Source organism: Sphingomonas hylomeconis (assembly GCF_025370105.1).
Lineage (GTDB): Bacteria > Pseudomonadota > Alphaproteobacteria > Sphingomonadales > Sphingomonadaceae > Sphingomonas > Sphingomonas hylomeconis.
In genome coordinates, this window is record NZ_JANQBK010000001.1 from 191,223 (window position 1) to 211,327 (window position 20,105).

Sequence of the window (20,105 nt, forward strand, 5' to 3'; positions counted from 1 at the left end):
CCGGACACGAAGGGTTATGACGCTACTGCGACTTGTTCGCAAGCTTATTTGCGGGTGATTCGCATTATGATGCGCGCGCCGTCTCCTATGGCCGTCATCCTGACGAAAGTCAGGATGACGGCGTGAGGTGAGCGAATCGCGTCAGGCGAGTTTGGGTTCGGCGCCCATCAGCGTGGGGAAGAAGCCTTCGTGGACCGCGCGCAGGTCGGCGATGCTGACGGCCCAGTCGCCCTCGTCGAGTTCGAAGATCACGCGGTCGTTGATCACCCGACCGAGCGGATCGGCGGGGACGTCGGCCTTGTGTGCGGCGACCATGAAGTCGGCCAGGCAGGTGTCGCAGACGGTGACGACGTACACGCCCTGGTCTTCGCCGAACAGGCTGCCGGCAACGCCGAATGGCTGTGGCTCGGTGACGAGCACGCCGAGATTGGAGGCAAGCGCCATTTCCGCCAGCGTGACGGCGAGGCCACCATCGGACACGTCATGGCAGGCGGTGATCGCGCCGTTCTGGATCTGTGCGCGGATGAAATCGCCGGTGCGGCGCTCGGCGGCGAGATCGACCGGGGGCGGGGGGCCATCCTCGCGGCCGTGCAGTTCACGCAGCCACAGCGACTGGCCGAGATCGCCGCCACGCTCGCCGATCACCAAGACGGTATCGCCGGTTCCCTTGAAGCCGATCGTGCAGCTCTTCGACCAATCGGCAAGCAGGCCGAGGCCGCCGATCGCGGGAGTCGGCAGGATCGCGGAGCCGCCGCCGGTCGCCTTGCTCTCGTTGTAGAGCGACACGTTGCCGCTAACGATCGGGAAGTCGAGCGCGACGCATGCCTCGCTCATCCCCTCCAGGCAGCCGACGATCTGGCCCATGATCTCGGGGCGCTGCGGGTTGGCGAAGTTGAGGCAGTTGGTGACGGCGAGCGGCGTGGCGCCGACCGCGGTGAGATTACGCCACGCCTCGGCAATCGCCTGGCGACCGCCTTCGACCGGATCGGCGAAACAATAACGCGGCGTGCAATCGGTGGTCATGGCCAGACCCTTTTGCGTGCCGTGGACGCGCACCACCGCAGCGTCGCCGCCGGGGCGCTGCACCGTATCGCCACCGACCATGTGATCGTATTGCTCCCAGATCCAGCGCCGGCTGGCGATGTCGGGCGAGCCCATCAGCTTGATCAGGTCGGCAACCGGATCGGTGCTTTCCGGCACGTCGGTCAGATCGGCGCGCTTGGGCGTGGCGACGTGCGGCCGATCGTAGAGCGGGGCATCGTCGGCGAGCGGCCCGAGCGGGATGTCGGCGACCACGTCGCCCTTCCACCTGAGCACCATCCGACCGGTGTCGGTGACATGGCCGATCACCGCGAAATCGAGCTCCCACTTCTTGAAGATCGCTTCGGCGAAATCCTCGCGGCCAGGCTTCAGGACCATGAGCATGCGCTCCTGGCTTTCGCTCAGCATCATCTCGTACGGCGTCATGCCGGTTTCGCGCTGCGGCACGTCGTCCATGATCAGCTCGATGCCGACGCCGCCCTTGCTGGCCATCTCGACCGACGAGGAGGTCAGGCCGGCGGCGCCCATGTCCTGGATCGCGACGATCGCGTCGGATCCCATCAGTTCGAGACAGGCCTCGATGAGCAGTTTTTCGGTGAAGGGATCGCCGACCTGCACGGTCGGGCGCTTGGCTTCGGCATCCTCGCCGAAATCGGCCGAGGCCATCGTCGCGCCGTGGATGCCGTCGCGGCCGGTCTTGGAACCGACATAGACGATCGAATTGCCGATGCCGGAGGCGGCGGAATAGAAGATCTTGTCCTGCTCGGCGACGCCGACGGTCATCGCGTTGACCAGGATGTTGCCGTCATAGGCGGGGTGGAAATTGACCTCGCCGCCGACCGTCGGCACGCCGACGCAATTGCCGTAACCGCCGATGCCGTGGACCACGCCGGCGATCAGATGGCGCATCTTGGGATGATCTGGGCGGCCGAAGCGCAAGGCGTTCAAGTTGGCGATCGGGCGGGCGCCCATCGTGAACACGTCGCGCAGGATGCCGCCGACGCCGGTCGCAGCACCCTGATAGGGCTCGATGTACGACGGGTGGTTGTGGCTCTCCATCTTGAAAATCGCCGCCTGGCCGTCGCCGATATCGACCACACCGGCATTCTCACCCGGGCCGCAGATGACCTGCGGTCCGGTGGTGGGCAGCTTCTTGAGGTGGATGCGCGAACTCTTGTAGCTGCAATGCTCCGACCACATGACCGAGAAGATGCCGAGCTCGGTGATGTTGGGCTCGCGCCCCATCGCCGCGAGCACACGCTCATATTCTTCTGCGGACAGGCCGTGGTCGGCCACGATTTGCGGGGTGATGGCGGTCATGCGGGACGCATTAGCGGGGCGCGGCGGCCACGTCACCCCGGACGTGCTGCGGCGCCCAACAGATGCGGGGCGTTCGGAATCCACCTCGCGAATCGTCGGCGGGCTAACCGCGTCTTAATCTAGGTCGCTTAGCGCGAAGGGCATGGGCATGACCGATACGCAGCGGATCCAGTGCATGGCGCCATCGAGGCCGCGCCCGGCGTGCCCGCCGCGTCTGGGCGATGCCCCGTTCCTGCCCCCGCTGCCGGCGGGGTGGCAATGTGACCTGGAGTCGGAAGCATTGACCTGGAGCCGCGGCGTGTTCGACCTGTTCGGCATTCCGCGCGGCACGCCGCTCGATCGGCGCGCAACGCTCGATTTCTATCTGCCCGAGTCGCGGACCGAACTGGAGCGGTTGCGCAGTGCCGCGCTCGCGACCTACGGGAGCTTCACGTTCGAGGCGCAGATCCGGCGCGCCGATGGCGACCTACGCTGGATGCGCGTCTCGGCCGATGTGCAGAAGGTGAACGGGCGGGCGGCCGTGCTGTATGGCACGAAGCGCGATATCACCGCGGAGATAACAGGGTACCCAGTGGCCCGGCCGGCGATGCCCGCGCAGCAGCGGTGAGCGACCGAGCCCGATAGCGTCATCGCCCCGGCGAACGCCGGGGCGTTGCTTGTTGGGAGGCGCTAGCGCCGCCGGCGGTGGAGCCAGCGGCGGAACAGGCCGCGCTTGCTGAACCCTTCGAACATCTCCGCCGGGCCTTCAGGATCGAGCACCTCGTTATCCGCCAGCCATTTCTCGACCGCGCTGATATCGGGCACTTCGTACTGGACGAGGCTGCGCCCGTCGCCGCGCAGGCCCTCGATCGTGGCGATCAGCGACCCCGTCTCGGCGATGCGCGCGTCGACCAGCGCGGGTGCGACGCCGAGATGCTCGGCGATCAGGCCGTTGCGGATCGTGATGATGCACGCGCGGTCGGCGCCGTGATCGGCATCGATCGTCACGTCGCATTCGGTATCCAGGCGCATCGAGCGATTGTTGAAATTGGACGAACCGACACGCAGCACCTCGTCGTCGATCACCAGGATCTTGGCGTGGACGTAGATCGGTTCGCCGCCGGCGGTGACCGGGTGATACATGCGCAGCCGCCGATGCACGTCGCGATGCTTGAGCGCCTCGATCAGCCGGGCGCGTGCGGTGTCCATCGCGATCGGCTCGAGCCAGCCCTGCGCGGTGGTCGGATTGATGATGACGATTTCGGGGCCGTCGGGCTCGTCCAGGCGGCGGGCGATCGCCTCGGCGATCTTGCGCGAGGCGAAATACTGGCTCTCGGCATAGATGCTGTGCTTGGCACTGGCGATCAGATCGAGATACAGATTCTCGATCTCGGTCACCGGCGCCCGATCCGGCATTTCCGGTTCGGACCGCGAAATCGCCACTTCCACGTCGGTAAAATCGACATCGAGTGCGTCGGGCCAGCAGTCGTGCGGTTGCGAGGGCGCAGGGATCGGCTTGCCGCCGGCCAATACCCAGCGATCGCGGCACAGTTCGCCCAGCGCCTTGGCGACCGGCCCGGCCATCGCGGTGGTTGCGTCGTGCCACGGCTTGTACTGCTTGTGGGTGCCGGGTGAGGTGCGGTGCGGCTGGTCGTCGAGATGCTCGCGCGTATCCCAGCGCTCGCTGGTCATGTCGATACCGCCGGCAAAGGCTAGGCAATCGTCGATCACGATGATCTTCTGGTGATGCGACGCACCGAACGGATGATAGCCGTCGAGCTTGGTATGGATGCGCTTGTGCATCATCCATTTGACGACGGTGAAAATCGTCGAGCCGCGCGCCAGCGTCTTGATCGCGCCGGTATCCCAGCGCAGCGTGTGGACGTGCAGCCCGGGATTTTGCTCGACTAGCCAATAGATGAAATCGCCGATCGTGCGCGGCGCGCCATCGTCGATATCGCCATCGGGCGCGAGATCGATCCGCGCGTCGAAATCCCAGCCGACCAGCAGAATCTGTGACCGCGCCTTGAGCATCGCGGCGCGGGCCATCTTGAAATAACGTTCGGCGTCGACGATCACCGTCGCCTGCGTGGCGGATTCGATGCGCCAGCAGTTGCGGCCGGGTTCGAGGACGCTCATCGGATGGCGCGCACGGTGGAATGCCCCTTTGTCGGTCGGGCGCGAGCCCGTTTAATGTTCGTCATCCCGGACCAGGCCCGGGATGACGGCGTGGAGCAGGCAGGCGCGTCTACCCCTGCTTGGCCAACCATTCCTCGAGCCACTTGATCGTATAGTCCCCTGCCTGGAAGTCGGGATCGTCGAGCAGTGCCTGGTGCAGCGGGATCGTCGTGGTGGGCCCGTCGATGACGAATTCCTCCAGCGCGCGGCGCAGGCGGCGGAGCGCGCCGTTGCGCGTCGTGCCGTAGACGATCAGCTTGGCGATCATCGAATCATAGTAAGGCGGCACGCGGTAGCCCGTATACAGACCGCTATCGACGCGGACGTGCATCCCGCCGGGCGCATGGAACATCGTCACCAGGCCGGGCGAGGGGGCGAAGGTGCGCGGATCCTCGGCGTTGATGCGGCATTCGATCGCATGGCCGCGGAACACCACGTCCTGCTGGCGCAAGGTCAGCGGGCGGCCCTCGGCGATCTGAATCTGCTCGCGGACCAGATCGAGCCCGGTGATCATCTCGGTGACGGGATGCTCAACCTGCAGCCGGGTGTTCATCTCAATGAAGTAGAATTCGCCGTCTTCCCACAGGAATTCGATCGTGCCGGCACCGCGATAGCCCATGTCGGCCATCGCCTTGCTGCACACCGCCCCCATGCGCTCGCGGTCTTCCTGACCCAGTACCGGGGAGGGAGCTTCCTCGAGCACCTTCTGATGACGGCGCTGCAGGCTGCAGTCGCGCTCGCCGAGATGAATCGCATTGCCCTGGCCATCGCCGAACACCTGGAATTCGATGTGCCGAGGATTGCCGAGATACTTTTCCATATAGACGGTGGCGTCGCCGAACGCCGCCTTGGCCTCGCTGCCGGCCTGGCTCATCAGCGTCTCGAGCTGATCCTCGGACGTGCACACCTTCATGCCGCGCCCGCCGCCGCCCGAGGCGGCCTTGATGATCACCGGATAGCCAATCCGCTCGGCGATCTGCTTCGCTTCGGCAATGTCGCTGATCGCGCCATCCGACCCGGGGACGAGCGGCAGGCCGAGCCGCCCGGCGGTGCGCTTGGCCTCAACCTTGTCGCCCATCGTGACGATATGCTCGGGCTTGGGCCCGACGAAGATGATGCCGTGCGCCTCGACGATCTCGGCGAACTTGGCGTTCTCCGAGAGAAAGCCGTAGCCGGGATGGATCGCGTCGGCACCGCTGATCTCGGCCGCCGAGATGATATTGGCGATGTTGAGATAGGATTCCGTCGCGGCCGGCGGGCCGATGCAGATCGCCTGATCGGCGAGACGCACGTGCATCGCATCGGCATCCGCCGTGCTGTGCACCGCGACCGTCTCGATGCCCATTTCGTGGCACGCGCGGTGGATGCGGAGCGCAATCTCGCCGCGATTGGCGATCAGCAGTTTCTTGATCTTGGGCATCGGGGTTACGCGACCACCACGAGCGGCTGGTCGAATTCGACCGGCTGCTTGTCCTGCACCAGGATCGCGGTGACCGTGCCGGCGGAGGGCGCGAGGATCGGGTTCATCACCTTCATCGCCTCGACGATCAGCAGCGTGTCGCCGGCGGCAACCTTGTCACCCACGGCAACGAACGGCTTGGCGGTCGGATCGGACGACAGATAGGCAGTGCCGACCATCGGCGACTTGACCGCATCGGTCGGGATCGCGGCCGGCGCGGGATCGCTGGCGACGGGCGTGCTGGCGCTGGCCAGCGGCGTCGGCGCGGGCGCATAATGCAGCGGCGCGGCGACCGGCGCGGCGGCCGCGGCCTTGCGGGCGATGCGGATCTTGCGCCCGCCATCCTCGACCTCGATCTCGGTCAGGCTGGTATCGTCGAGCAGTTGGGCAAGTTGGCGCACCAGATCGACATCGATCCGCATGGCGTCGTTTTGATTAGTATCGGTCATGCGACCCTGAACTCCTTATACGGGAACCCCATTCCCTTTATCGGGCCGCGTCCTGTCAGAGACGCGCGGCGGCTTCAAGCGCAAGGACATAGGAAAGCGCGCCGAAGCCGGCGATGGTTCCCTTGGCGGCCTTGCTGATATGGCTGTGGTGACGGAAGCGTTCCCGCGCGTGCGGGTTGGACAGATGCACTTCGATCACCGGCGTGACGATCGCCTTCATCGCATCGAGAATCGCGATCGAGCTGTGCGTGTACGCCCCGGCATTGAGGATCACCGCCCGCGCGCCCTCGGCCTGCGCCTCGTGCAGCCAATCGACCAGATGGCCTTCGTGGTTGGACTGGCGCATGTCGATCCGCAGATCGAGCTCGCGCGCGCGATCCTCGAGCATGCCGGCAATATCGTCGAGCGTGTCGTCGCCGTAGATTTCGGGCTCGCGCAGGCCGAGCAGATTGAGGTTCGGGCCGTTGAGCACGTAGATGGTGTTGGTCACGGGCGGCTTTCGATTGAAGGTGCGTCGCTCGCAACCCTATATGACTGGGACGGGCCGACCAACCCCTGGGCGTCGGCGCGGCTATACGGAGAATGATGTGCACAGCGACGGAACGGTATCGATCACGGTCAATGGCGAGCACAAGCGGGTGCGCAGCGGGCTTTCCATCGCCGAGCTCGCAGCGGAACTGGGGCTGGTGCCGGAGAAGGTGGCAGTGGAGCGTAATGCCGAGATCGTGCCGCGCTCGACGCTGGCCGACGTGATCGTCGAGGATGCCGACGAACTGGAGATCGTCCATTTCGTCGGCGGCGGCGATCATCTCGCCGCGCTCAAGCCCGATCAATGGACGGTCGCTGGCAAGACCTTCACCTCGCGGCTGATCGTCGGCACCGGCAAGTATAAGGATTTCGCGCAGAATGCGGCGGCGGTGGCGGCATCGGGGGCGGAGATCGTGACGGTCGCGGTGCGCCGCGTGAACATCAGCGACCGCAATGCGCCGATGCTGACCGACTTCATCGATCCCAAGAAGATCACCTATCTGCCCAATACCGCGGGCTGCTTCGACGCCGAATCCGCCATCCGCACGCTGCGCCTGGCGCGCGAGGCGGGCGGCTGGGAACTGGTCAAGCTCGAGGTGCTGGGCGAGGCCAAGACGCTGTATCCCGACATGGTCGAGACGCTGCGCGCGTGCGAGATCCTCGCCAATGAAGGATTCAAGCCGATGGTGTACTGCGTCGACGATCCGATCGCCGCCAAGCGGCTGGAGAATGTCGGCGCGGTGGCGATCATGCCGCTCGGTGCGCCGATCGGCTCCGGGCTCGGCATCCAGAACAAGGTGACGATCCGGCTGATCGTCGAAGGCGCAAGCGTCCCGGTGCTGGTCGATGCCGGGGTGGGCACCGCGTCCGATGCGGCGGCGGCGATGGAACTGGGCTGTGACGGGGTGCTGATGAACACGGCGATCGCCGAAGCGAAGGATCCGGTGCTGATGGCGGCGGCGATGAAGGCCGGGGTGGAAAGCGGCCGGATGGCGTACCGCGCCGGCCGGATGGGCAAGCGCATGTACGCCGATCCGTCGAGCCCGCTCAGTGGCCTGATCTGAAGGTAGAGGGGCAGGGAAGGCCGCGCACGGAACCGCGCCGCTGCCCGACCGTTTTATCTCGCAGAACCGATCATGCCATGATGCGGCGCCGGTCGGGATGGAGACGGATCATGGGCGAGCTCACCGACAAGATCAAAGGCAATGTCAACGAAGCCATCGGCAAGGTGAAGCAGCACAGCGACGATCCCGCGACGCGGGATGAGGGCGCGGCGCAGGAAACCGAAGGCAAGGGCGAGCAGGTCAAGGGCAAGATCAAGGGCATGCTCGGCGACGATATCTGACGCGATCGTCATTTTTCGAAAAGGGCCGTGCCGGGCGACCGGTGCGGCCCTTTTGCCATGCGACCGACGCGGCGACGTTGACAGGCGGCGGCGGGCAGTGACACCTTCGCGGTCATGAGCAATCGCAGCGGCCGTGTCGCCGGCGTCGTCAAATGGCTTGCCGTCGCGGCGCTCGCGCTGACCGCAGGGGCGTCGGCGCAATATCAGGCGCCGCAGCATACCCAGCCAGCCCCGTTCATGGCCGCGCTGCCGCCCGAGGTTTCCGCCTATCTTGCCGATCTCGGCTTGAGCTCCGAGCGCGACCGCGACGCCGCCTGGACCTTGGCCGAGCACCGCCGCGTCGACCGGGCGCTGGCCGCGCTGCAGCCGCAGCGCACCGGCATCGTCGATGCCTATGTCATGGCGATCGCGCTCGATAGCGATCCGGTATTCGGCCGCGAGGCGCGCGAGGCGGGCAGGGTGCTCAGCCGGCGCTACGATGCGGCGGGGCGGACGATCGTACTGGCGGGCACGGATGGTTCGGCAGCGAGCAGTCTGCCGCGTGGGTCGCCGGATACACTTGCCTTGGCGTTGGCACGGATCGCCGAACTGATGGACCCGAAGGAGGACGTGCTGGTCCTCTACACCACCAGCCACGGTGCGCCGATCGGCATTGTGTATAACGATGCTGACCAGGGCTTTGGCATGATCTCGCCCCAACGCCTATGGGCGATGCTCGGCAAGCTCGGCATCGAACGGCGCATGGTGCTGATCAGCGCCTGCTATTCGGGCGTGTTCGTGCCGCTGCTTGCCAGTGAGGACAGCGTGGTGATTACCGCCTCATCGGCCGATCGCACCTCGTTCGGCTGCCAGGCGGACAATGACTGGACCTTTTTCGGGGATGCGCTGATCAACCATGCGCTGCGCAAGGCGCAGCCGATCGGCGCCGCGGGGACCGAGGCGGTCGGGCTGATCGGCGCGTGGGAGGCGCAAGGCAAGCTGACGCCGTCCCAGCCGCAGGTATCGATCGGATCGCGGACCGGCGCGTGGCTGGCGGCGTTGGATGCGCGTGGGCCGAAGGCGACGAGCATGCCGGTGGGGCGACCGGCGGTATCGATGCTGGACGGGAAGTAGGCGGGTAGCGGACGCGTGGCGGGGCAACCTGCCTAATTCATCCGTCTGACGGGAACCCGCCGGGCAAAACGCCGTTCGCGCCTCATGGCCACGCAAACCAAATATCCGCTTCTCGCCAAGCCGCATATCCGCCTGTCCGGCCCGGTCGATCAGTTGATGTACCAGAGCTTCCGGGAACAGCTCGATGCGTGCCCGGACGACGGCACGTTGGTCGTCGCGCTGACCACGCTGGGCGGCGATCCCGAGGTCGCACGGACGATGGCGGACGATATCCGGCTGCTCGAGGAGCATGACGGGCGCGAGATCCTGTTTCTCGGCAAGGTAGCGGTCTATTCCGCCGGCGCGACGTTCATGGCGGCGTTTCCGGTCCACCGGCGCTTCCTCACGCGGCATACGCGGCTGATGATCCACGAACGCGGGATTTCCAAGCAGATCAATCTCGACGGCCCGCTGCGCATGGTGGTCGCGTCGATCAAGGCGGCGCTCCACGAGGTCGAGCATTCGATCGAGATCGAGGAAGAGGGCTTCCGCGATATCGTCAACGGCAGCAAGGTCGAGTTCGAGGACCTGCGCGAGAAAGCGCCGTCCAACTGGTATATCGAAGCCGAGCAGGCGCGGGACCTTGGGTTGGTGCTGGACGTGATCTAGGCGCGGCGCGCACACCGCACCGCACCGCACCGGTTGAAAGCGAGGCTGCCGGTCGCCAGATGAAAGGAACGCTGCGCCGCAAGTCATTCGACGCGCTTCCCTGGTCCGCACGACAGCGCTGGCCGACCTCCCCGCCTCGGGGGCCAACAAGGGGTTGCGCTGCGAGTGCGAAAGGCATAGCCGAACCTGCGATTGTCTATCGCCTCAGGGACCGTACAGCATGGCCGAATTCTCGCTGCCCAAGAACAGCATCGTCTCGAAGAAGGGCAAGGTCCACAAAGCCGCTGCCGACGCCAAACGGGTCAAGAATTTCAAGGTCTATCGTTACGATCCCGATACGGCGGAAAATCCGCGCTACGACACGTTCGAAATCGATCAGGACAATTGCGGTCCGATGGTGCTCGATGCGCTGATCAAGATGAAATCCGAGCAGGATAGCTCGCTGACCTTCCGCCGCTCGTGCCGCGAGGGGATCTGCGGGTCGTGCTCGATGAACATCGACGGCAAGAACGGCCTCGCCTGCACGACCGCGATGGACGACGTGAAGGGCGACATCACGATCACGCCGCTGCCGCACATGGAAGTGATCAAGGACCTGGTCCCCGATTTCACGCACTTCTACGCGCAGTACAGCTCGATCAAGCCGTGGCTGCAGACCGTCACGCCGCCGCCCTCGGGCAAGGAGCGGCTGCAGTCGCCGGAGGATCGCGAGAAGCTCGACGGGCTGTACGAGTGCATCCTGTGCGCCTGCTGCTCCACCTCGTGCCCGTCTTACTGGTGGAACAGCGACAAGTTCCTCGGCCCGGCGATCCTGTTGCAGGCCTATCGCTGGCTCGCCGACAGCCGCGACGAGATGACCGGCGAGCGGCTCGACGAGCTCGAGGATCCGTTCCGCCTGTATCGCTGCCACACGATCATGAACTGCGCGAATGTCTGCCCCAAGGGGCTGAACCCGGCGAAGGCGATCGCCGAGATCAAGAAGATGGAAGTCGAACGCGTCGTTTGAGCGTTGAATCGGGCGGGCGCGTTGCCTCACCACTGCCGTCATCCTGACGAAAGTCAGGATCCATCGCGCCTCCGGGACAATTGGACGTGGGGCACTATGGATCCTGAATCGAGTTCAGGGTGACGGTAATGGGGCGGGGGTGTCTGCCACAAGGAGGGATCGCCGCGCTTGTCTGAACCCACCATCCCTGCCTTCACCTACGAAGACTCCCCCACCGAGCCCGGCTGGAAAAGTTGGGCGTTCCGTGATCCGACCCGCTTCAACGGCTTTCTCGAGCCGCTGCTCGTCAAGGTCGAGGGCGATATCGCGCGCGTGCGGATGACGCCGCTGCACCAGCATTCCAACATGCGCGACAATATGCACGGCGGCGCGCTGCTCGGCTTCATGGATGTGGCGCTTTTTGCGGCGGCGCGCGGACTGGGGGCGTTGCAGGCGGGCGGGGCGGTGACGCTCGATCTGTCGGCGCAGTTCATCGGCGGCGGGCAGATCGGCGCGCCGATCGAGGCGCGTGTCGAATTGTTGCGCGAGACCAAACGGATGTTGTTCCTGCGCGGGCTCATCGTGCAGGAGGGACAGCCGACGATCGCCAGCTTCACGGGGACGCTGCGTAAATCCTCGCCGCCGGCAGGATTGGCGTGACACCTGCCCACAAGGCGCTTCCCCGGCGGACGCCGGGGTCCAGTCGTGCTGTCAGAGGTAAGATCCCGCTACGCCAGCCAACCATCGTCTCCCAACTGGACCCCGGCGTCCGCCGGGGAAGCGCACTATGAAGCAGACCAATGTCCTCCTGGCCTATCAGGCGTTGATCGCCTCGGGCGAGCTCCGGCCCGATCCCGAACAGGCCGCCGCCGCGGCGCGACTCGCCGCGCTCGCCACCGAGCTCGAGGCGCCGGCCAAGAGCGGTGGGGTGTTCGCACGGCTGATCGGCAAGAAGGCTGCGGCACCACGCGGCCTGTACGTCTGGGGTGGGGTCGGGCGCGGCAAGTCCATGCTGATGGACCTGTTCTTCGATTGCCTGACGATCGATCGGAAACGGCGCGTGCATTTCGGCGAGTTCATGCTCGAAGTGCACCAGCGTATCGCGGCCGAGCGCGCCAAGGAACTGGGCGATCCGATCCTGCCGGTGGCGCACGCCATCGCCCAGGAGGCGCGCTGCCTGGCGTTCGACGAGATGATGGTGACCAACAGCCCCGACGCGATGATCCTGTCGCGGCTGTTCACCGAATTGCTCGCGCAGGGCGTGGCGATCGTCACCACCTCCAACAGGCCGCCCTCCGACCTGTACCTGAACGGGCTCAACCGCGAGCATTTCCTGCCCTTCATCGCACTGATCGAGGCCAAGCTCGACGTGCTGCCGTTGAACGGGCCGGTCGATTACCGTCGCGATCGCCTGGGCAGCCAGCAGACCTGGCTGGTGCCCAACGGCCCCGAGGCGACGCGGCAATTGTCCGACGCCTTCTTCCGGCTGACCGACTTTCCGGTCGAGGATCGCGAGCATGTGCCGAGCGAGGATATCGCCGTACAGGGCGGGCGCACGCTGCACGTGCCCAAGAGCATCAAGGGGGTCGCCGTGTTCAGCTTCAAGAAGCTGTGCGGCGACAATCGCGGCACCGCCGATTATCTCGCCATCGCGCGCAAATACCATACGGTGATCCTGGTCGGCATTCCCAAGCTGGGGCCGGACAGCCGCAACGAGGCGGCGCGCTTCGTCGGGCTGATCGATGCACTGTACGAATATAAGGTCAAACTGCTTGCCGCCGCCGATGCCCAGCCGGACCGCCTATACGAGACGGGAGATGGACGGTTCGAATTCGATCGCACCGTGAGCCGGCTCGAGGAAATGCGCTCGGAGGACTATCTTGCCGCCGGGCACGGCGTGGACTGAGCTCTGGCGCGCGGTGCAACGAACCGTTTCGAATAGCGTTTGCACCATACGACCCATTTATGCCTGCAATTGATATTGCGAACGATTTGCAATAGGTGGTGGATTTGCCTCGATTAAGGTTGCCCCCGCGTCGAATCCAGCCTAAGGCGCGGCAACTTTAGCAACTCGAAGGACGATGGATGGCCCGCAAGAAGATCGCGCTTATCGGCGCGGGAAACATCGGCGGGACGCTCGCGCATCTCGCGGCGCTCAAGAATCTCGGTGATGTCGTGCTGTTCGACGTGGTCGAGGGCGTGCCGCAGGGCAAGGCGCTGGATCTGTCGCAGTGCGGCCCGGTCGAAGGCTTCTCGGGCAAGATCACCGGCACCAACGATTATGCCGATATCGCTGGCGCGGACGTGATCATCGTCACCGCCGGCGTCGCGCGCAAGCCCGGCATGAGCCGCGACGATCTGCTCGGCATCAACCTGAAGGTGATGAAGGCGGTCGGCGAGGGCATCGCCGCCAACGCGCCCGACGCGTTCGTGATCTGCATCACCAATCCGCTGGACGCGATGGTCTGGGCGCTGCGCGAATTTTCCGGGCTGCCGCATCACAAGGTCGTGGGCATGGCCGGCGTGCTCGATTCGTCGCGTTTCAGCCATTTCCTGGCGGAAGAGTTCCAGGTTTCGGTCAAGGACGTCACCAGCTTCGTGCTCGGCGGCCACGGCGACACGATGGTGCCGGTGATCCAGTATTCGACCGTGTCGGGCATCCCGGTGCCGGATCTGATCAAGATGGGCCGCTCGACGCAGGAAAAGATCGACGCGATCGTCCAGCGTACGCGCTCGGGCGGTGGCGAGATCGTCGCTTTGCTCAAGACCGGCTCGGCCTATTACGCGCCGGCCACCAGCGGCATCGCGATGGCGGAGGCCTATCTGTACGACCAGAAGCGCGTGCTGCCCGCCGCGGCGCACCTCACCGGTCAGTACGGCATCGATGATCTGTATGTCGGCGTGCCCGTCGTGATCGGCGCCGGCGGCGTCGAGCAGGTCGTCGAGATCGCGCTGGACGAGGAAGCCAAGGGCAACCTCGCCGTGTCGGTCGATGCGGTCAAGGAACTGCTGGTGGCGTGCAAGGCAATCGACGGCTCGCTTGCATGATGTTGGCGGCGATGCTTATCGAGGGGGCTGTCGTGCTTTCGGCTCCCGTCGATCCAATCGCCGCCTTTCGCGCCGTTTGTATGGAGGGTGGTGCTCGTTTTGCTGATGGTGCAGCCAAGTCTGTGAAGCCTGGCGATATCTCGCCCAAAATCCGCCGCGTCTATCGGCCCCCTGCTGAAGCGACATTGTTCGCCGCGAAAGGTGCTGGCGGGGAAGTTATAATCGCAACGGAGAATTCCGTGCGACAAGATGGAACGAAGCATTGCGAGGTGTTTGCAGAAAATCTCGGCGAGGAGCGTTTGAGTGACTTAGGGTTTCGGGTCGGCCCTCCAAAGGCATCACCCGCAGCAATCCGCAATTTCAACTCGGCATATGACGTGACCTCGGACCAAGGATATATCCTGAAGGCGGTCAAGGTTGGGGCGGGCGATATGGTCATTCGATCTATCGCTCTTACGCCTGAGCAATCTGAGCGTCGGCAAAATGACTACCGGACGATTTCAGACCCCGCTGTGTCAAAAAAAGAGCGTAACGCCGCCGCGCGACGCATTGCAGAAGAAGGCAATTAAATAGATGTCCATCCTCGTCGACAAGAACACCAAGGTCATCACGCAAGGGATGACCGGCAAGACCGGCAGCTTCCATACCGAGGCGGCGCTGGCATATGGCACGCAGATGGTCGGCGGCGTGACGCCGGGCAAGGGCGGGACGACGCATCTGGGTCTCCCCAACTTCAACACCGTCGCCGAAGCCAAGCACGCCACTGGTGCCACCGCATCGGTGATCTACGTGCCGCCCCCCTTCGCGGCGGATTCGATCCTCGAGGCGATCGATGCCGAGATCCCGTTGATCGTCTGCATCACCGAGGGCGTTCCGGTCCTCGACATGGTCAAGGTGAAGCGCTCGCTGTCGGGCTCCAAGTCGCGGCTGATCGGGCCGAACTGCCCCGGCGTGCTGACCCCGAACCAGTGCAAGATCGGCATCATGCCGGGGTCGATCTTCAAGGAAGGCTCGGTCGGCGTCGTGTCGCGTTCGGGCACGCTGACCTATGAGGCAGTGTTCCAGACGTCGAATGCGGGTCTCGGCCAGACGACCGCGGTCGGCATCGGCGGCGATCCGGTCAACGGCACGAACTTCATCGACGTGCTCGAACTGTTCCTGGCCGACGACGCGACCAAGTCGATCATCATGATCGGCGAAATCGGCGGCGACGCCGAGGAGCAGGCGGCCGAATTCCTGCGCGACGAAGCCAAGCGCGGCCGCAGCAAGCCGATGGCGGGCTTCATCGCCGGTCGCACCGCGCCTCCGGGCCGTCGCATGGGCCATGCCGGCGCGATCGTGTCGGGCGGCAAGGGCGATGCGGAAAGCAAGATCGCGGCGATGGAAGCCGCCGGTATCCGCGTGGCGGACTCGCCCAGCGAGCTCGGCACGACGTTGCTGGCGGTGTTGAACGGTTGAACAATTCCTTCTCCCTTTGGGAGAAGGTGGCGCGCAGCGCCGGATGAGGGTGACTAGTCACCACGTCACCCTCACCCTCCCAAGCTTCGCTTGGGCCCCTCCCTCTCCCAATGGGAGAGGGGTAAAAGGAAGAAGACGATGGGCTATGAAGGCCAGGATTTCGCGGATTTTGCCGGCGGCGTGAGCCCGGCCTTCATCGAGACGCTGTATGCGCGGTTCAAGGACTCGCCCGAGAGCGTCGAGCCGGGCTGGCGGACCTGGTTCGAGGGGCTGGAAGGCGCCGCGCAGGGGCCGAGCTGGGAACAGCCCAACTGGCCGCTGAGCAGCACCGATGACCTGACCGCGGCGCTCGACCCGACACAGATGGAGCCTGCGCCCAAGCCCGCGCGTGGCGGGGCCAAGCCGGCGGCCGCTGCAGCGCCCGCCGCCGCCCCCAGCCAGGAGGCGATCGCCAAGGCCGCCGCGGATTCGATCCGCGCCATGCTGCTGATCCGTACCTACCGCGTGCGCGGGCATCTCGCCGCCAATCTCGATCCGCTGGGGCTCAAGCCGACGCGTGAGCTGCCGGCGGATCTCAAGACCGAATATCACGGCTTCTCGGAAGCCGACATCGATCGCCCGGTCTATCTCGGCGGCACGATGGGGCTGCAATGGGCGACGGTGCGCGAGCTGGTCGACACGCTGCGCGCCAATTATTGCGGCAATGTCGGCCTCGAATATATGCACATCTCGGACGTCGAGGAGCGCCGCTTCCTGCAGGACCGCATGGAAGGCAAGGACAAGGCAATCGAGTTCACGCCGCTGGGCCAGAAGGCGATCCTCAACAAGGTGATCGAGGCCGAGCAGTGGGAGAAATTCTGCGGCCGAAAATATGTCGGCACCAAGCGCTTCGGGCTGGACGGCGGCGAGAGCATGATCCCGGCGCTCGAATCGGTGATCAAATATGGCGGCCAGATGGGCGTCAACGAGATCGTGTTCGGCATGGCGCATCGTGGCCGGCTCAACGTGCTGACCAATGTGATGGCCAAGCCGTTCCGCATCATCTTCCACGAATTCGGCGGCGGATCGGATAACCCGGACGACGTGGCCGGATCGGGCGACGTGAAATATCACCTCGGCACCTCGACCGACCGCGAGTTTGACGGGATCAGCGTGCACATGTCGCTGGTCGCCAATCCCTCGCATCTCGAAGCCGAGGACCCCGTCGTGCTGGGCAAGGTCCGCGCGATCCAGACGATCGCCGGCGATACCGAGCACAAGGCGGCGCTGCCGGTGCTGATCCATGGCGATGCGGCGTTCGCCGGCCAGGGGATCGTGTGGGAATGCTTCGGCTTCTCCGGCATCCGCGGCTACAATACGGGCGGTTGCGTCCATTTCGTGATCAACAACCAGATCGGCTTCACTACCAGCCCGCAATTCGCGCGCTCCTCGCCTTATCCGTCGGATGTCGCCAAGGGCGTCCAGGCGCCGATCTTCCACGTCAATGGCGACGATCCCGAGGCGGTGACCTTCGCCACCAAGATGGCGATCGAGTTCCGCCAGAAATTCCACCGCGACGTGGTGATCGACATGTGGTGCTATCGCCGCTTCGGCCATAACGAAGGCGACGAGCCGAGCTTCACGCAGCCGCTGATGTATGATCGCATCCGCCAGCATCCCCCGGTCAGCGAAGTCTATGCCGCCAAGCTGATCGAGCAGAAGATTGTCGATCGCGCGTGGATCGACGAGAATATCAAGCAGTTCACGACCTTGCTGGAAGGCGAGTTCGAGGCGGGCGCGAACTACAAGCCGAACAAGGCCGACTGGTTCGCCGGGCGCTGGTCCGGCCTGCATGCGCCCGCCGATGCCGAGACCGCACGGCGCAGTGTCGACACGGGCATCGAGCAGAAGCTGTTCGATTCGCTCGGCCGCACGTTGACCACGGTGCCGGAGGGGCTGACCGTCCACAAGACGCTCAACCGCGTGCTCGATGCCAAGCGCGAGATGTTCAAGTCGGGCGCTAATTTCGATTGGGCGACCGGCGAAGCGCTGGCGTTCGGCGCGTTGCTGTCGGAGGGCTATGGCGTGCGCCTGTCGGGGCAGGATTCGGGCCGCGGCACGTTCAGCCAGCGTCATGCGGTGTGGGTCGATCAGACCGACGAGCACAAATACGTGCCGCTGCAGACGATGGAGCATGGCCGCTTCGAGGTGCTCGACAGCCCGCTGTCCGAATATGGCGTGCTCGGCTTCGAATATGGCTATGCGCTGGCCGACCCGAAGACGCTGGTGCTGTGGGAGGCGCAGTTCGGCGACTTCATGAACGGCGCGCAGATCATGATCGATCAGTTCATTGCGAGCGGCGAGGCCAAGTGGCTGCGCGCCAATGGCCTGGTGATGCTGTTGCCGCATGGCTATGAAGGGCAGGGGCCGGAGCATAGCTCGGCGCGGCCGGAGCGTTTCCTGCAGATGTGCGCGCAGGACAATATGCAGGTCGCCAACTGCACCACGCCGGCCAATTACTTCCACCTGCTGCGCCGGCAGATGCATCGCAGCTTCCGCAAGCCCCTCGTCGTGTTCACGCCGAAATCGCTGCTGCGCCACAAGCTGGCCGTCTCGCAGGCCGCCGATTTTACCGGCGACAGCCATTTCCGCCGCCTGCTCAGCGATCCCTCGGCCCCGGCCGCGGAGAACGTCAAGCGGCTCGTGCTGTGCACCGGCAAGATCGCCTACGACCTGATCGAGGCGCGCGATGCGGCGGGCGACACCAACACCGCGATCGTGCGGATCGAGCAGCTCTATCCGTTCCCGGGTGAGCCGCTGGTCAAGCGCCTCAAGGCACTGACCAACCTCGAAGCGGTGATCTGGGCACAGGAAGAGCCCAAGAACATGGGCGCGTGGAGCTTTGTCGAGCCGTTCCTCGAAGCCTGCCTGGTCGAGGCGGGAGGTGCGGTGCAGCGGCCGCGTTATGCCGGGCGGTCGGCATCGGCGTCGCCCGCGACCGGTCTGATGCGGCGCCACCAGGTGGAGCAGGCGGCGGTGATCGCCGATGCGCTCGGGCACAACGTGCGCGAAGAAATTCGCCGCACGCAGAAGAACTGAACACTGGCTGTTCCCCGGCGAAGGCCGGGGTCCAGTCGCGATGGTGGATGTAACTTAGCGCAGCGCTCGACCAATCGACGTTGCGGAACTGGGCCCCGGCCTTCGCCGGGGAACGAGAAGGCGGATTAGATATGGCAACCGAAGTAACAGTCCCCGTCCTGGGCGAATCGATCACCGAAGCGACGCTCGGCGAATGGCTCAAGCAGCCCGGCGACAAGGTCGCAGCCGACGAGCCGATCGCCAGCCTGGAAACCGACAAGGTCTCGGTCGAAGTGCCGAGCCCGGTCGCCGGGATCATGGGCGCCCATGCCGTACAGGTCGGCGAGACCGTGCTGGTCGGCGCGATGATCGCGACGATCGATGCCGGTGATGGCGCGCCCGCCGCGGCCGCTGCGCCGCAGCCCGCCGTAACGGCGTCGCCTGCACCACAGGCGGCCCCCGCCGACAGCGCCGGCCAGCAGGCGCCGGCGGCGCCGAGCGATGGCCCGGCCGCGCTGTCGCCGTCGGTGCGCCGCGCGGTGCTCGAACACGGTGTTGATCCCTCGACCGTCAAGGGCACCGGCAAGGACGGCCGCCTGACCAAGGACGACGTCGCCACGGCCGCGAGCAGCAAGCCCGCGCCGGCTGCTCCTGAGGCGCCGGTTGCCGCATCGGTCGCCGCCTCGACCGGTCGCAAGGAAGAGCGCGTGCGCATGACGCGGCTGCGCCAGACGATCGCCAAGCGCCTCAAGGAAGCGCAGAACACCGCCGCGCTGCTGACGACGTTCAACGACGTCGACATGACTGCGGTGATCGAGGCGCGCACCAAGTACAAGGATCTGTTCGAGAAGAAGCACGGCGTGCGGCTCGGCTTCATGGGCTTCTTCGTGAAGGCCGCGTGCATGGCGCTGAAGGACATCCCCAGCGTCAATGCCTCGATTGAGGGCGATGAGATCGTCTATCACGATTATGCCGATATCTCGGTCGCGGTGTCGTCGCCGGGCGGGCTGGTCGTGCCGGTGGTGCGCGATGCCGATCAGATGTCGGTCGCGCAGGTCGAGAAGACGATCGGCGATTTCGGCCGTCGCGCCAAGGATGGCAGCCTCAAGATGGACGAGATGAAGGGCGGCACCTTCACCATCTCCAACGGCGGCGTGTTCGGCTCGCTGATGTCGACCCCGATCATCAACCCGCCGCAGTCCGCCGTGCTCGGCCTGCACCGTATCGAGGACCGTGCGGTCGTGGTCGACGGGCAGATCGTGATCCGCCCGATGATGTATCTCGCGCTGAGCTACGATCACCGCCTGATCGACGGGCGTGAGGCGGTGACGTTCCTGGTCGCGCTCAAGAACGCAATCGAAGATCCGACGCGGATCCTGATCGACCTATAAGTCCCAGCACCACCCTGGCGAGAGACCAACGCCGGGGCCAGTTGGGACGGCAGATGTAATCGGGCGCGGTGCTCACCATATCCGTCCCGCAACTGGACCCCGGCGT

Annotated in this window: 18 protein-coding genes; 13 read left to right on the forward strand and 5 right to left on the reverse strand. The window is 65.3% G+C overall.

Annotated features, from left to right (window positions below; translation table 11 throughout):
* Positions 1 to 141: 141 nt before the first annotated feature.
* The gene (gene purL, locus NV401_RS01050) at positions 142 to 2,361 is read right to left on the reverse strand and encodes a phosphoribosylformylglycinamidine synthase subunit PurL (protein WP_261292519.1); all 2,220 of its coding nucleotides are present in this window, start codon (positions 2,359 to 2,361) and stop codon (positions 142 to 144) included.
* Between the two features lie 148 nt (positions 2,362 to 2,509).
* Between purL and NV401_RS01055 the strand changes: the two genes are divergently transcribed.
* Complete coding sequence (locus NV401_RS01055; RefSeq protein WP_261292520.1) at positions 2,510 to 2,968, forward strand: PAS domain-containing protein; 459 nt, start codon at positions 2,510 to 2,512, stop codon at positions 2,966 to 2,968.
* A 62-nt stretch (positions 2,969 to 3,030) separates the two neighbouring features.
* Here the strand turns inward: NV401_RS01055 and NV401_RS01060 are convergent, their stop codons facing one another.
* The 4 genes from NV401_RS01060 to aroQ form a co-directional block, all read right to left on the reverse strand.
* Positions 3,031 to 4,479 (reverse strand): phospholipase D-like domain-containing protein, encoded by a 1,449-nt coding sequence (locus NV401_RS01060; protein WP_261292521.1) that lies wholly within the window; start codon positions 4,477 to 4,479, stop codon positions 3,031 to 3,033.
* A 109-nt stretch (positions 4,480 to 4,588) separates the two neighbouring features.
* Entirely contained in the window at positions 4,589 to 5,938 is a 1,350-nt protein-coding gene (gene accC, locus NV401_RS01065; RefSeq protein WP_261292522.1) for an acetyl-CoA carboxylase biotin carboxylase subunit, read from the reverse strand.
* A 5-nt stretch (positions 5,939 to 5,943) separates the two neighbouring features.
* Positions 5,944 to 6,426 (reverse strand): acetyl-CoA carboxylase biotin carboxyl carrier protein, encoded by a 483-nt coding sequence (accB, locus tag NV401_RS01070; RefSeq protein ID WP_261292523.1) that lies wholly within the window; start codon positions 6,424 to 6,426, stop codon positions 5,944 to 5,946.
* A 55-nt stretch (positions 6,427 to 6,481) separates the two neighbouring features.
* Complete coding sequence (gene aroQ, locus NV401_RS01075; protein WP_261292524.1) at positions 6,482 to 6,916, reverse strand: type II 3-dehydroquinate dehydratase; 435 nt, start codon at positions 6,914 to 6,916, stop codon at positions 6,482 to 6,484.
* A 97-nt stretch (positions 6,917 to 7,013) separates the two neighbouring features.
* Here aroQ and thiS point away from each other — a divergent pair, with 97 nt between their 5' ends.
* The 12 genes from thiS (at position 7,014) to odhB (ending at position 19,999) form a co-directional block, all read left to right on the forward strand.
* Positions 7,014 to 8,018: a sulfur carrier protein ThiS gene (gene thiS, locus NV401_RS01085; protein WP_315369032.1), complete on the forward strand. Its 1,005-nt coding sequence runs from the start codon at positions 7,014 to 7,016 to the stop codon at positions 8,016 to 8,018.
* Between the two features lie 110 nt (positions 8,019 to 8,128).
* A complete protein-coding gene (locus NV401_RS01090; protein ID WP_261292525.1) occupies positions 8,129 to 8,299 on the forward strand; it encodes a CsbD family protein in 171 nt (56 codons plus the stop codon).
* Positions 8,300 to 8,413: 114 nt separating this feature from the next.
* Positions 8,414 to 9,412, forward strand: coding sequence for a C13 family peptidase (locus NV401_RS01095; protein WP_261292526.1), 999 nt, complete (start codon positions 8,414 to 8,416; stop codon positions 9,410 to 9,412).
* 84 nt (positions 9,413 to 9,496) lie between these two features.
* The gene (locus NV401_RS01100) at positions 9,497 to 10,060 is read left to right on the forward strand and encodes an ATP-dependent Clp protease proteolytic subunit (RefSeq protein WP_261292527.1); all 564 of its coding nucleotides are present in this window, start codon (positions 9,497 to 9,499) and stop codon (positions 10,058 to 10,060) included.
* 220 nt (positions 10,061 to 10,280) lie between these two features.
* The gene (locus NV401_RS01105) at positions 10,281 to 11,066 is read left to right on the forward strand and encodes a succinate dehydrogenase iron-sulfur subunit (protein ID WP_261292528.1); all 786 of its coding nucleotides are present in this window, start codon (positions 10,281 to 10,283) and stop codon (positions 11,064 to 11,066) included.
* A gap of 168 nt (positions 11,067 to 11,234) precedes the next feature.
* Complete coding sequence (locus tag NV401_RS01110) at positions 11,235 to 11,705, forward strand: PaaI family thioesterase (protein WP_261292529.1); 471 nt, start codon at positions 11,235 to 11,237, stop codon at positions 11,703 to 11,705.
* 127 nt (positions 11,706 to 11,832) lie between these two features.
* Positions 11,833 to 12,951, forward strand: coding sequence for a cell division protein ZapE (zapE, locus tag NV401_RS01115; RefSeq protein WP_261292530.1), 1,119 nt, complete (start codon positions 11,833 to 11,835; stop codon positions 12,949 to 12,951).
* Positions 12,952 to 13,130: 179 nt separating this feature from the next.
* Complete coding sequence (gene mdh, locus NV401_RS01120) at positions 13,131 to 14,093, forward strand: malate dehydrogenase (RefSeq protein WP_261292531.1); 963 nt, start codon at positions 13,131 to 13,133, stop codon at positions 14,091 to 14,093.
* Positions 14,090 to 14,662 (forward strand): hypothetical protein, encoded by a 573-nt coding sequence (locus NV401_RS01125; protein ID WP_261292532.1) that lies wholly within the window; start codon positions 14,090 to 14,092, stop codon positions 14,660 to 14,662. The genes mdh and NV401_RS01125 overlap by 4 nt, the downstream gene beginning before the upstream one ends.
* A gap of 4 nt (positions 14,663 to 14,666) precedes the next feature.
* Positions 14,667 to 15,551: a succinate--CoA ligase subunit alpha gene (sucD, locus tag NV401_RS01130; RefSeq protein ID WP_261292533.1), complete on the forward strand. Its 885-nt coding sequence runs from the start codon at positions 14,667 to 14,669 to the stop codon at positions 15,549 to 15,551.
* A gap of 138 nt (positions 15,552 to 15,689) precedes the next feature.
* Positions 15,690 to 18,629, forward strand: coding sequence for a 2-oxoglutarate dehydrogenase E1 component (locus NV401_RS01135; protein ID WP_261292534.1), 2,940 nt, complete (start codon positions 15,690 to 15,692; stop codon positions 18,627 to 18,629).
* A gap of 131 nt (positions 18,630 to 18,760) precedes the next feature.
* Complete coding sequence (gene odhB / locus NV401_RS01140) at positions 18,761 to 19,999, forward strand: 2-oxoglutarate dehydrogenase complex dihydrolipoyllysine-residue succinyltransferase (protein WP_261292535.1); 1,239 nt, start codon at positions 18,761 to 18,763, stop codon at positions 19,997 to 19,999.
* The last annotated feature ends 106 nt before the right edge of the window (positions 20,000 to 20,105 follow it).

Bases quoted from the DNA above. Each gene is read 5' to 3' on its own strand.
- purL (WP_261292519.1), bottom strand. From the start codon at position 2,361: ATGACCGCCATCACCCCGCAAATCGTGGCCGACCACGGCCTGTCCGCA.
- NV401_RS01055 (WP_261292520.1), top strand. From the start codon at position 2,510: ATGACCGATACGCAGCGGATCCAGTGCATGGCGCCATCGAGGCCGCGC.
- NV401_RS01060 (WP_261292521.1), bottom strand. From the start codon at position 4,479: ATGAGCGTCCTCGAACCCGGCCGCAACTGCTGGCGCATCGAATCCGCC.
- accC (WP_261292522.1), bottom strand. From the start codon at position 5,938: ATGCCCAAGATCAAGAAACTGCTGATCGCCAATCGCGGCGAGATTGCG.
- accB (WP_261292523.1), bottom strand. From the start codon at position 6,426: ATGACCGATACTAATCAAAACGACGCCATGCGGATCGATGTCGATCTG.
- NV401_RS01090 (WP_261292525.1), top strand. From the start codon at position 8,129: ATGGGCGAGCTCACCGACAAGATCAAAGGCAATGTCAACGAAGCCATC.
- NV401_RS01095 (WP_261292526.1), top strand. From the start codon at position 8,414: ATGAGCAATCGCAGCGGCCGTGTCGCCGGCGTCGTCAAATGGCTTGCC.
- NV401_RS01100 (WP_261292527.1), top strand. From the start codon at position 9,497: ATGGCCACGCAAACCAAATATCCGCTTCTCGCCAAGCCGCATATCCGC.
- NV401_RS01105 (WP_261292528.1), top strand. From the start codon at position 10,281: ATGGCCGAATTCTCGCTGCCCAAGAACAGCATCGTCTCGAAGAAGGGC.
- zapE (WP_261292530.1), top strand. From the start codon at position 11,833: ATGAAGCAGACCAATGTCCTCCTGGCCTATCAGGCGTTGATCGCCTCG.
- mdh (WP_261292531.1), top strand. From the start codon at position 13,131: ATGGCCCGCAAGAAGATCGCGCTTATCGGCGCGGGAAACATCGGCGGG.
- NV401_RS01125 (WP_261292532.1), top strand. From the start codon at position 14,090: ATGATGTTGGCGGCGATGCTTATCGAGGGGGCTGTCGTGCTTTCGGCT.
- sucD (WP_261292533.1), top strand. From the start codon at position 14,667: ATGTCCATCCTCGTCGACAAGAACACCAAGGTCATCACGCAAGGGATG.
- NV401_RS01135 (WP_261292534.1), top strand. From the start codon at position 15,690: ATGGGCTATGAAGGCCAGGATTTCGCGGATTTTGCCGGCGGCGTGAGC.
- odhB (WP_261292535.1), top strand. From the start codon at position 18,761: ATGGCAACCGAAGTAACAGTCCCCGTCCTGGGCGAATCGATCACCGAA.